Annotated in this window: 7 protein-coding genes; all 7 read right to left on the bottom strand. The window is 37.9% G+C overall.

Annotation, left to right across the window (positions count from 1 at the left end):
• Positions 1-24: 24 nt before the first annotated feature.
• Complete coding sequence (locus RT723_RS17155) at positions 25-1,251, bottom strand: phosphopentomutase (RefSeq protein WP_315948362.1); 1,227 nt, start codon at positions 1,249-1,251, stop codon at positions 25-27.
• Positions 1,248-1,772, bottom strand: coding sequence for a cell division protein ZapC domain-containing protein (locus RT723_RS17150; protein ID WP_315948361.1), 525 nt, complete (start codon positions 1,770-1,772; stop codon positions 1,248-1,250). The genes RT723_RS17155 and RT723_RS17150 overlap by 4 nt, the downstream gene beginning before the upstream one ends.
• Before the next feature lie 130 nt (positions 1,773-1,902).
• Complete coding sequence (gene pyrD / locus RT723_RS17145; RefSeq protein ID WP_315948360.1) at positions 1,903-2,910, bottom strand: quinone-dependent dihydroorotate dehydrogenase; 1,008 nt, start codon at positions 2,908-2,910, stop codon at positions 1,903-1,905.
• A 149-nt stretch (positions 2,911-3,059) separates the two neighbouring features.
• Positions 3,060-7,886 (bottom strand): NAD-glutamate dehydrogenase, encoded by a 4,827-nt coding sequence (locus RT723_RS17140; RefSeq protein ID WP_315948358.1) that lies wholly within the window; start codon positions 7,884-7,886, stop codon positions 3,060-3,062.
• 283 nt (positions 7,887-8,169) lie between these two features.
• The gene (locus RT723_RS17135) at positions 8,170-10,491 is read right to left on the bottom strand and encodes an efflux RND transporter permease subunit (protein ID WP_216053536.1); all 2,322 of its coding nucleotides are present in this window, start codon (positions 10,489-10,491) and stop codon (positions 8,170-8,172) included.
• 4 nt (positions 10,492-10,495) lie between these two features.
• Complete coding sequence (locus RT723_RS17130) at positions 10,496-11,512, bottom strand: WD40/YVTN/BNR-like repeat-containing protein (protein ID WP_315948357.1); 1,017 nt, start codon at positions 11,510-11,512, stop codon at positions 10,496-10,498.
• Between the two features lie 129 nt (positions 11,513-11,641).
• Positions 11,642-13,003, bottom strand: a complete 1,362-nt coding sequence (locus RT723_RS17125; RefSeq protein ID WP_315948355.1) for a DUF1329 domain-containing protein — start codon at positions 13,001-13,003, stop codon at positions 11,642-11,644.
• Positions 13,004-13,007: the final 4 nt, after the last annotated feature.

The raw sequence follows: 13,007 nt of genomic DNA, 5'->3' as shown, positions 1-13,007 counted from the left end.
TTTTCTTATCAGTACATCAAAAGCCTATTTAACGACTAACTGTTTTAAAAATGATTGACCGTATTCCATTGCAGGTAAATTAAAGATATCCGCTATGGTTTGCCCCATATCAGCAAAAGTATCACGTTTACCTAAGTTCACTGGCTGCATATTTTTCTGATAAGCCAACATAGGCACATATTCTCTTGTATGATCTGTGCCTACCCAACTCGGATCACAGCCATGATCGGCAGTGATCATTAAAATGTCGTCGTCATGTAAGTTATCCATGATTTCTGCTAAACGGGTATCAAAATACTCTAACGCTTCCGCATAGCCCGGTATATCACGTCTATGGCCAAAGTCTTGGTCAAAATTGACTAAGTTAGTGAATATAATCTGATTGGTTCCTGGCTTTTGCATTTGTGCAATCGTGGTATCAATTAACTGCTCTAATCCTGTTGCTTTGATGCTTTCACTGATCCCTTGATGTGCATAAATATCAGCAATTTTACCAATACTAGTGACTGAACCACCATTAGCGACTAACTTGTCTAACATAGTTGGACTAGGTGGTAACACTGATAAATCACGACGGTTACCTGTACGTTTAAACTCACTAGGTGTCTCACCCAAAAATGGACGTGCGATAACACGGCCAATATTGTATTTGTCTAATAACTCGCGAGCGACTTCACAAAAGTCGTATAAACGTTGTAAGCCAAAGTGCTCTTCATGAGCCGCTATTTGAAATACACTATCCGCAGACGTATAACAAATAGGCATTTTATCTTTTATGTGTTGTACACCATGTTTGATCAAAATGTCCGTACCCGGCGCATGACAATTACCTAATATGCCTGCAACATCTGTTTTTTCAACTAACTCTTTGATTAGTTCCTCTGGGAAACTATTGGTTTTTTCAGTGAAATATCCCCAATCAAAAAGTACAGGAACTCCTGCCATTTCCCAATGGCCACTTGGTGTGTCTTTCCCTGTTGAGATCTCTTGCATATATCCATAAGCGGCTATTGGATCGGTTTTGCAATCTAAGTCCATGGTTACGCCATTAGCTTCTTCACAAGCCGCTAACAAGCCTAATTTAGCTAAATTAGGCAAATGTAAGTCATGACCTTGACCGCTTAATGTTAATTGTTTCATTTTTTCATATATATGAAAAAAGGTGTTGGCTCCGACATCGCCAAACTTTTCTGCATCTGCGCTACTGCCGACACCTAAACCGTCGGCTACTAATATAATTACTCGACTCATAATGTTAATAACTCAATATTTGATTTCTTTTCTAAACGGTCATTGTGTACTTTAAGTACTTGACCCTGATTAAACACTCGGTTGGAGTCAACTTGTTGTTTTTGTGATAATAAAATAATGGTAGATGTTAAAGGGTCGCTGTCTAACACTAAATAATAACCAAGCGTTAACGACTGTGTTTCCACTATATCACCACATTCAAAAGTCTTTTTATCTTTACTTAAGGTTTCAAAAAACCAACTTTTAGTCGCACAAGGTGTTAAGTAGTTACACGCTGCAGTCGCATTTATTGCAAGTGTAAACTGCGCTTCTTGATTTAAATTCGTTAAACCTAACAAATCACGAAATGCGCTATATAACCAAGCATCTTCTGTGGTAAATGCACATTGTGGTGACGTCAATGACGATACCTGTTGGCGACAAAAAAGTGTTGGAAAATGAATATCACTAGATAAACACAAAACAAGTTGTTCAGAATTTACATCTATTTTCCAATACCAATTGACCAAGTTGTTTTGCAAAAAACACCACCTAATTAAACTCTATTAACGTATCTAGTAAATTAATGTAACTGACTTGGTTACGCAATTCCAGCCATAACCAAAAACACGGCTAATCAAACTGAACTACCGTGTAATCAGACATTACTATTTATAGATTATTCACTATCTGTTTTATCAACTTAGGTCCTTGATAAATGAAATTGGTATAAACTTGAACTAAGTTTGCACCAGCTGCCAATTTATCTTTAGCGGTTTGTGCATCGTTAATGCCACCAACACCGATAATTGGAATGTCTGCATTGATCTGACGGATTTTACGTATTACTTCTGTGCTCATATCGGTTACAGGGTTACCACTTAATCCGCCCGCTTCTTCTGAGTATTTTAAGCCTTTAACCGCTTCACGAGATAAAGTGGTATTAGTAGCAATAATCCCATCCATGCCTTCAGAGACAATACATTCAACAACTTGCTCAATTGCAACGTCGTCCATATCAGGTGCGATCTTAACTAACACAGGTACGTATTTGCCGTGTTCTTTGTTTAATAATGTTTGTTGTTCTTTTACCGCTGACAATAAAGTATTCAACGAATCGCCAAATTGTAAATCACGTAAACCTGGCGTATTTGGAGAAGAAATATTCACGGTAATATAATCAGCATATTGATATACCTTTTGCATACAGATCACATAATCTTCATGACCCGTTTCATTTGGCGTATCTTTATTTTTGCCAATATTGATGCCTAAAATTCCTTTGAAGTTTGATTTCTTAACATTTTCTATTAAGTTTTCTACACCGTGATTATTAAAGCCCATTCTATTAATGATGGCGTTTTGTTCTGGTAAACGGAATATGCGAGGTTTTGGATTTCCAGCTTGCCCTACTGGCGTTACCGTGCCAATTTCAACAAAACCAAACCCCATTTGACCAAATGCATCTATACATTCACCATTTTTATCTAAACCTGCTGCAAGTCCGACAGGATTTGGGAATGTCATCCCCAATAACTCAACCGGCTTATCTTCTACCGTTTGTCTCCAAGCTAAGCTAAGTGGCGTGTTAGCAAATCGTTTAAAGCTGTTTAACGCAAATTCATGCGCCCATTCTGCGTCTTGGGTGAACATAAACTTTTTGGCTAATTCAAATAACATACTAAGCATCCTTTGGATTTATATTTCGGAGATAAAACAGAGAAATAAAAAAACGCCTCTGAATTAATTTCATGAGGCGTATTTTATAGATTTAGGCATTAAATTGTTAGTCAATTCATTGTCTATTTTTGGTCTGGTTTTGTGACCCTTTAAACTGAAGACTCACAGTGATGACTTAATAACATAAGTTCACGTAACGCCACGGAGAACTTAGCAAACTCATGACTATCTGAGGTTTTAAATTCAGCCAACATTTGATTCCAGCGGCCAAGAATTTGTTTAAATTCGGCTAACCAGTTTTCAAACATTTCTTCACTGTCTGTGCTCGTTTGATCAAAATGAAGGACAGCAGACGTTAACGCACGTTGCTGCCAATCTAGTTCTTCGCGATAACTAGCACGAGCAAGGGCTTGCCAGTGATTTGCAACCGGTTGATTGGTAATTTGATCTAAGAACCAATGTAAACCAAGTTTAGCGCCTAATCTAAAGTAAAGTTTAGTCACTAAGTCTACATCTTTGTTCATACTTTGAGCCACATCCGCTATGTCCATTGCAGAGAAGATTGAACTTAATTGCGCAATATAAGCGGCCAATTCTTTTGGTGCGCCTTCTTTCACAAAATCACTTTCAGCTGCAGTTAGTTTCTTAGCTTCCGATTCAATTAAGTACTCTGGTAAATTAGTGCTTAATCGGTCAAACGTACCTTTATAGAACTCAATCGTTTGTTCTAAGCCCAGAGATTTATTTCTATGTCTTAGGAACCAACGCGCGGTACGACGAACGGTACGACGCATTTGATGCAACATTTCTGTTTGTACAATGGCCGGTATTTTATTGTCTAACGCTTCAATTTGAGACCAGTATTTTGGTAAGTCGAATACTTCACGTGCCATCATGTAACAAGTCAGTATTTCTTCAACTGAGGCACCCGTTTCTTCTTTCATTCGCTCAACAAAGTTTAAACCCATATCATTCACCACTTCATTCGCTAATTTGGTAGCAATGATCTCTTTACGCAATGGGTGTTTTTGGATTTGTTCTCTGTAGTTTTCCTGTAACTTCGCCGGAAACGCTTCAATTAATAGGTTTAAGTAATATGGATTTTGATCAATTTCATCAATAGCAAACTGTTCTTTTAATACCATTTTACCGTAAGCAACTAATACCGCTAATTCTGGACGAGTAAACCCTTGTCCTAATACTTGACGTTCAGCAATAGCTTCGTCTGAAGGCAAGAACTCTATTTCACGATCTAACTTGCCACTTTTTTCAAGGGCGTGAATAAAGCGCATTTGCTCTTTTAACAAACTCGCGCCTTTTAATTCAGTAACTGAAATAGTATGGGTTTGACGGTAACAATCTTTTAATACAATTTTAGATACATCGTCTGTCATGTCATAAAGTAACTGATCACGGTGTTTTTTGGTTAATTCACCTTCAGTAACTAACTGGTTTAACAATATTTTAATGTTAACTTCGTTATCTGAACAATCAACACCACCTACGTTATCAACGAAGTCGGTATTAATTCGGCCACCACTTTGTGCATATTCAATACGACCTAGTTGTGTCGCACCTAAGTTACCACCTTCACCAAATACTTTTGCTTTAAGCTCAGCACCATTGATACGAACTAAATCCGTTGCACGGTCGCCTACTTGAGCATCTGTTTCATATTTAGATTTAAGATAAGTTCCAATACCACCATTCCACAGAAGATCAACTTCCATGGTTAACAAACCTCTGATCAATTCGTTAGGTGTCATGCTAATTTTTTTAGTACCCAACATTTTTTTCATTTCTGGCGTTAACGTAATAGATTTTGCACTACGTAAGAAAATGCCGCCACCGTTTGAAATCAGTTTTGTATCGTAGTCTTCCCAAGATGAACGTGGCAAATCAAATAATCGACGACGTTCTGGATAAGACGTAGCTGAGTCTGGATTTGGGTCAATGAAAATATGCATATGGTTAAATGCACCTTGCAAGCGTATATGTTTTGATAACAACATACCGTTACCAAATACATCACCAGCCATATCACCTACAGCAACACAAGTGAAATCTGTAGTTTGACAATCAATGCCCATTTCACGGAAATGACGTTTAACGGATTCCCAAGCACCACGAGCTGTAATACCCATTTTTTTATGGTCGTAACCTACGCTGCCACCAGATGCAAACGCATCGCCTAACCAAAAGTTATATTCATCTGAAATGGCATTAGCGATATCTGAGAAGGTTGCAGTCCCTTTATCTGCAGCAACCACTAAATAGGTATCGTCTTCATCATGACGAACAACATCTTTAGGAGGCACAACTTCACCATGTACAATGTTGTCGGTTAAATCTAACAAACCTCTAATGAATGTACGGTAACACTCTTGCCCTTCAGCAAAAAAGGCATCTCGGCCGCCTTCAGTTGGCATTTGTTTACAAACAAAACCACCTTTTGAACCATTAGGAACGATAACCGTGTTTTTAACTTGTTGTGCTTTTACTAAGCCTAAAACTTCTGTACGGAAGTCTTCCATACGGTCTGACCAACGTAATCCACCACGCGCAACTTTACCACCACGTAAATGCACACCTTCAATACGAGGGCTATATACGAATATTTCAAATTTAGGTTTTGGTAATGGCACTTCTGGAATTAACGAAGGCAATAACTTAAATGAGATATACGGTTTTTCTGAACCATCGGCTGCTGCTTGGTAGAAGTTGGTACGTAACGTTGCATCCATTAACGTGATGTATAAACGAATAATACGATCATCATCTAAGTTACCAACGTTATCTAACTCAACTAATATCTCATCTTTAGTTTTGTCGTACTTTTTAACGCTGTCTTTATTTGGCTTAAATTTATGAGTAAATAACGTGACCAATTTACCCGCAATTTGAGGATAACGGTCAAACGTAGACTCAATATAACTTTGTGAGAATGTCACACCAATTTGACGCATATATTTTGCGTACGCACGTATGATTGATGCTTGGCGACCACTTAATTTAGCGCCTAGAATTAGACGGTTAAAACCATCATTTTCTAACTGATTACTCCAAACTGCAGCAAACGCTTGTTGGAATAATTGCTGTGTTTTTTCAAAGTCTGAGTTATCACCATTGGTTAACGTCATGGTGAAGTCCATGATCCAATGCTCACCGGTTTCAGTGGCAACGGCATAAGGCGTTTCACCAATAACACGTAAACCAAAGTTTTCTAAAATTGGCAATACGTCGGATAAATGAATTGGCTCATCTTTGTGGAATAAACTTAAACGAACGGCGTTCTTTTCAGTCGCTTCTTGTGAACGATAAAACAACATTTCCAATTTGTTATCGTTATTTAGTTTTTCTAAATACGTAACATCAACCGTTGCTGTAGAAGGCAATACGGCCTCTTTGTAGCTTCTTGGGAAGGATTTATTGTAACGAGTAGCAAGTTCTTTACCTTTAGCACCACCAAACGTTTTCGTTAAGGCTGTTGCTAATTTATCGTCCCATGTTTTAGCCGCTTCTATCAAATTATTCTCGATTTCTTTCACGTTAATTTCAACATCTTGTTTATTAGCTCGAACAATATAATGTGTTCTCGCTAAAGGTGATTCTGAAAAGTAAGTAGTGAATTCAACTTCACCATCGCTGCCTATCGCTTCACGTAATATGTCTTGGGTATCTTTACGAAGTTTAGTGTTGTAGCGTTCACGACGAACAAACACCATACAAGAATAGAAACGACTATAGGTATCTTTACGAATAAATAGTTTCGTCATATCGCGTTCTTGCATCTGCAAAACACCCATGGCGACTTCGTGTAAATGTTCATCCGTAGCCTGAATCAACTCATCTCTAGGATAGGTTTCTAGAACATTTAATAGCGCTTTATAACCATGGGTTTCTTTGGCAAATGAGCTATTTTCAGTAATACGATTAATTTTCTCATTTAATAACGGAATGTCTTTAACACTTGAGTTATATAAACTTGCCGCATATAAACCAACAAATCGGTATTCACCAATTACATTACCTTGAGCATCTAATTTTTTGATCCCGATATAATCTAAATACGCCGGACGATGAACTCGTGATTGAGAATTGGTTTTAGTTAACACTAATAAATTATCAGACAAAGCTTCAGCTCTGCCTGTATGTGACAACTCAGATAATAATCTGTCAGTACTTGGTCTATTTTTCATTAGGCCAAGAGAGGTATCGTCTATACCTTGAACTAAAGTGTCGCCTTTAACAGCAGACACGGCATACTCACGATAACCCATTAAAGTAAAGTTATGATCGGCAATCCAATCTAAAAACGCTAAGCTGGTTTTTAAATTTTCTTTATTGGATGCTTTTGATTTTTTGACTTCATTGATACAAGCAGCCAACTTCTCTTGTATTGGTTTCCAATCTTGAACTGCAATACCAACATCATCAAGTACTGAGGCTAACTCTTTGGTTAAAGAGCTTAATTGTTTTTTATCGCCTTGACGGTCTATTTCAATCAGAAATACCGTTTGCTGATGAGTACCAGTGCCCGCTTTTAAATCGATGAATTCAGTTACTTGGCCACTTTTATCTCTATTCACTTTTACTGGAGTATGTAATAACAAGTGCGATGTGATTGATAAACGGTTTAACGCCATACGAACCGAGTCAACTAAAAACGGCAAGTCATTAACCACAATTTGCACTATGGTGTGTTCTGACTGCCAACCGTCTGCACCTAGTTCAGGATTAAATACTCGGATAACAGGCTCATCTTCAAATGCCTCGTTAAAAGCATTAAATAGACTAAGAGATGCGCCGTACAAATCTACGTCAATTCGTCTATCTAAATCTTCCGACGCCATGTTTTCAAACAAGCGTGAGGCAAAATCTTCGACCAATTTTTGACGTTCGGCGGGTAACTTCTCATTTATTAATTTGGCGACGTTCTTAAGGATCACCGATGAGGAATTACGTAATAAGGTCATTACAGTTTCCTTTTTATTATAAAACTTATAATTATTGTTGAATTGACGAACTCAGTCTTCATACAAACAGGCTTAACGCCCAGTAAAATGATGAATTACCCTCAGTTTAGACCTATTTATTAAATTAGAGAAGTAGATTATGACTGGTAGTAACACTAAAGAATTCAATAGATTAGTTAGAAATCAAAAGATATGCAGAGGGGTAAATAAAAAAGCGGCTTTACGCCGCTTTTTAATATATTTATTCACAAAAAACTAAATAAAATAATCACATTTTATTTGTTTACTTTTCTTTACGCCAAAGAACCGATGCCAAAGCAGGCAAAATAATGACGGCCCCCAACATGTTCACTAAGAACATAAAGGTTAACAATATACCCATATCAACTTGGAATTTAAGGGCTGAGAATACCCATGTACTTACACCTATTGCTAAGGTCAATCCAGTGAATAATACAGCACTACCACGTTCTTTAAGGGCTAAAAAATAACTTTGCGTTAAGCTGTTACCATTTCTTAATGCATCAATCATGGTGGATAGAATATAAATACCATAATCCACACCAATACCAACACCTAAGGCAATAACTGGCATGGTTGAAACCGTTAATCCAATTTCTAAGTAAGTCATTAATGCTTGGGCTAATGTCGAGACCACAAACAATGGCAGTACTACAGCAACGGTGGCTTTAACAGAACGGAAACTAATTAAACATAATATAATTACCGCTCCATACACATACCAAAGCATTGGCACTTGAGCGGCTTCTACGGCTTCATTTGTTGCTGCCATAACACCTGCGGCTCCTGATGCCAGCATAAACTTAACTTGGTCAGTTTCCATTTCAGATTTAGCCGTTTTGATTTCAGTAATAATACGTTCAATCGTTTCAGCTTTGTGATCTTCTAAAAACAATACGATAGGCATCACACTACAGTTACGGTTTAATAACCCAGTGCTGGTTTCAATACGAGCAGTCGATTGCACTAATGTCGAGCTATTACGTGGCAATGAACGCCATTTTAAATTGCCTTCGTTGTAACCGGTATTAACAACTTTCGCAACTGTCGATAAACTAATTGCTGACTGAACCCCTTCTACGTTACTTAAACGCCATTGGAACTGGTCAATCAAGTCCATGGTTTGATGGCTGGTACAATCGAACGTTTTTTCGTCATCTGGATTATCATCATGGATCTCAACAATGACTTTTAGAATGTCGGTTGAAATTGCATAACGATCGGTAATTAAAAACGTATCTTGGTTATAACGACTTTCTTCATGTAACGAAGGTGCGCCCGCTTTCATATCGCCAATTTTCATCTCTTGGCTTTTAACCCAACCAAATCCATATAACGCTGCGGTAATGGCTAAAATAATTGCTGCATTTTTAGGTTTAGTTACACTAGACATGGCACGCCATAAATGGTCGTGACTGTCGGCGGGCAACGCTTTGAATCGCTTATCAAAATCAATATAAGACGCTAATACCGGCATTAAAAATAAGTTGGTAAATATGATAACTGCCACACCTAAACTGGCGGTAATTGCCAACTCTTTGATTATCCCTATATCAATAGTTAATAGTGTTAAGAAGCCAACTGTGTCAGACATTAACGCTATTCCACCAGGGATTAATAACGTACAAAAGCTAGCGCTACAGGCTTGTTTTGCGGTAAAGCCTTCATGTACTCGTTTACCAATGGAGTTAATCATTTGCACACCATGGCTCACACCGATAGCAAAGACTAAAAACGGTACCAAAATAGACATAGGATCTAATCCAAACCCTAAGGTGTTTAACATACCCAACTGCCAGATTACGGCAATAATAGAACACACTATTGGTAATATTGTTAATACCGTTGAGCGGATAAATATCCAAACCATTAACGCAGTGATCACAATGGCCACTGCAAAAAACATAACAACGTCTTTTGCACCTGATGCAACATCACCAATCATCTTAGCGAAACCAATGATGTGTATGGATGTTTTATCATTTTCGAACTGACTTCTTATCTCAGTTTCTAAACGTTGTGCTAAGGCGATACTGTCAAGTTTTTCACCTGTATCTGGATTGGTTTCCAACAATTGGCTAGAAACCATCGCACACGAATAATCATCCGCAACCATACGTCCGATTATTCCTGCTTTTTCAATATTTTGTTTAACTTGTTTTAAACCAGCTTTGTCTGCTTGGAAATCTGCAGGAATAACTGGACCACCGGCAAAACCATCTTCAACCACTTCGATAAAACGTGTAGATGGTGAATATAATGAAGATACTAAAGTTCTATTAACCCCAGGAATAAAAAATAATTGATCATGAACGGCTTTTAAAGACTCAAAAAACTCAGGGTTGAATATATCCCCTTCTTTATCACACACCGAAATGTAGATAGAGTTTGCGCCACCGAAATCAGCACTATGTTTAACATAGGTTTTCATATACTCATGGTTGAGTGGAATATTTTTATTGAATGAAGCATCTAAGTGAATATTGGAAGCTTGATAACCTAAAACCAACGTTATCGCTGTAAAAATGCCAATAACAAAGGCTCGTTGCTTGAATAAGAACTGCTCTATACTTTTAACAAACATCTATTTAATCTCTTGCTTTATTTGAAGTGAATTCGCTGGTAGGGACTTTTTTAATGCCCGCTTCTGTCGCTAGATATACAAAGTTATTTAGTACAACACCTGCCATTACCGCTTTACCATCATCGAGTACATAATTGTTAATTACTTCATTATCTAAGGTATAAAAAACATTTCCAGAATTAGCGAAAAAATACGTAACCTGGCTATCTTTAAAGGCCGAGTTGATGGTTGCTTTAACCCCGGTGTTTAATAAGCGCCAAGATTCACCGTCGTCTTCACTTTTAAACAAATTACCGCGTAATCCGGCTAATAATAATGACTCTTCCACTTTAACTATGGAAAAATAAGAACCAAAATAATCAGTTTCAATTACCTGCCAATCTGCGCCATTTACATCACTGTTTGCCAAAAAGCCTGCTTCACCTGCTATATATAACTCTTCACCTATCACATTGATGCTATTGAAATGCGGCAGCATATATTGTCTTTCTTTAATATAGGTATCTGGTTCGAACTCTTTTAATTCTTCTAAATAAAGTCGATCGTCTTCAATTAATAATTCATCTTGAAAAGAGTCCTGCCATGATTCTCCTGCATCTGTCGATTGCAAGAATAGGCCGTACGCCCCAACAGCAATCACATTATTATTGAGGACTTTAATATCTAGTAATGGTTTATCAAGCTCTGGCTGATAATTCACAATTGACCAGTTTAAACCACCATCTGTGGTTTTTAATAAGGTTGCATCGTGACCAGTTACAAAACCAACATTATCGTTTTTGAAATCAATTGACGTTAACAATACATTGACAGGAACATTTGCTTGCTGCCATTGCTCACCATCCTCAGAAATTAATATATGTCCTCTTTCACCTACCGCAACCAACTTAGAACCCGCAAGCGTAATATCTGTCATTAGTTGATTTTGTGCTAATTTTGATTTCATTGCGGCTGTAGGTTGTTGTGCAACAGCAGTAAATACTGTGCCAACAAACATAATTGAGAGGATATTTTTAAACATTGTATTCAACATAGGTGACTTCATAGATTAATAACTTTTGATAAATAGTGCGTGATAAATAATAACGAGGCATTGAAATAAAGGACAAATAAAAACGGTTGGAAAATCCAACCGTTTTTATATAACGAGTTACTTCCCTTCTCGCCTTAACGCAGCTGGTGTATACATTCTTTCTTGCTGCTCAGTCTGGAAGTCATACATATCTTCCTGATTATCTAGACCTATCGCGATATAACGACGAGAATCTAAATCATAATAGACTTCTAACGTACTCCAATGTGTTGGGATTTCATAGTAATTAATACCATAAGCTACAGCTACACGATATAGCTCATCACGATTGTCGTACATGTCGGCAATTGATACCTGCCAGCTATCTTCATCAATATAGAACACACGTTTTTTGTAAACATGGCTAATACCGTCTTTAAGTTCAGCTTCTACTTCCCAAACTCTGTGTTTTTCCCAACGAACAACGTCCGTTGCAATATGTCCAGGTTTGATAATGTCATCATATTGTAATGAATCACTGTGCAGTTTGTAGCTGTTGTAAGGAATTAATATTTCTTTTTTGCCTTTTAATTTCCATGTATAGCGATCTGGTGCGCCGTTATACATATCAAAATCATCTGTTGTACGAAGACCATCAGCTGCTGATCCAGGTGCATCATATGCAACATTTGGCGCACGACGAACTCGACGTTGCCCAGCATTATAAGTCCAAGCTTGGCGAGGTTGTTTTATTTGGTCCATTGTTTCATGAACTAATAGAGCGGTACCTGCTAATCGAGCTGGCTCTGTGATCTTTTGTTTAAAGCGGAATAAGATATTACTTTCTTCCAACTCTTTTGCCGTTGCATCAGGCTTAGAGTAATCAAGCATTATCGACTCATCAAAACCAATATAAGTGTAATCACCATCTGCTGTAGGTACAGCTTGGCCACCGTTACGTATGGCAGAAACACCACGGTAACGTAAGATATGGTTCCAAATAACTTCTAAACCGTTAGCCGGTACAGGGAATGGAATACCAATCGCCGCGCCTTTAATACCATTACCGTCTTGTACAAGTTCTGCACTAGTCGCATTCGCTTTAGTTGCATCATAAACATATTTAGGATATGACGCTGTACGGCGAGTCTGGTAGACATCTAACTTATAAGTATCTGGGTAGGTTGCAAGCATTTTACTTACACCTGGTGTTAATAAATCTTTATATTGTTCTTTGTTCGCATTAGTAACGGTATAAAGTATTTTATCTCCAGAGAATGGGTCAGGATGATGCATACCCGGAGTATATCCAGTCGGAGGGGTAGTAATACCGCCATTCCAAGCAGGGATTGAACCGTCAGCGTTGGCCGCTTTAACCGCGCCCATTGGCGTTAACTCGCCACCAAGTTTTGCAGCTTCTTGAGAACTAATTTTTGCACTCGCGCCAACTGATGCTAATGCAAAAGTTAGTGCAGAGGTCAATAAGGTGATCTTTTTCATAGTA

The sequence above is a fragment of the Psychrosphaera aquimarina genome, assembly GCF_032461525.1.
Taxonomy (GTDB): Bacteria; Pseudomonadota; Gammaproteobacteria; order Enterobacterales; family Alteromonadaceae; genus Psychrosphaera; species Psychrosphaera aquimarina.
The sequence above is the reverse complement of the archived record's forward strand: the minus strand, read 5'-3'. Positions and strand labels throughout refer to the sequence as shown.

What these genes read in the sequence shown, in the direction of transcription:
- RT723_RS17155 (WP_315948362.1), bottom strand. Translation starts at nt 1,251, where the DNA reads ATGAGTCGAGTAATTATATTAGTAGCCGACGGTTTAGGTGTCGGCAGT.
- pyrD (WP_315948360.1), bottom strand. Translation starts at nt 2,910, where the DNA reads ATGTTATTTGAATTAGCCAAAAAGTTTATGTTCACCCAAGACGCAGAA.
- RT723_RS17140 (WP_315948358.1), bottom strand. Translation starts at nt 7,886, where the DNA reads ATGACCTTATTACGTAATTCCTCATCGGTGATCCTTAAGAACGTCGCC.
- RT723_RS17135 (WP_216053536.1), bottom strand. Translation starts at nt 10,491, where the DNA reads ATGTTTGTTAAAAGTATAGAGCAGTTCTTATTCAAGCAACGAGCCTTT.
- RT723_RS17130 (WP_315948357.1), bottom strand. Translation starts at nt 11,512, where the DNA reads ATGTTTAAAAATATCCTCTCAATTATGTTTGTTGGCACAGTATTTACT.
- RT723_RS17125 (WP_315948355.1), bottom strand. Translation starts at nt 13,003, where the DNA reads ATGAAAAAGATCACCTTATTGACCTCTGCACTAACTTTTGCATTAGCA.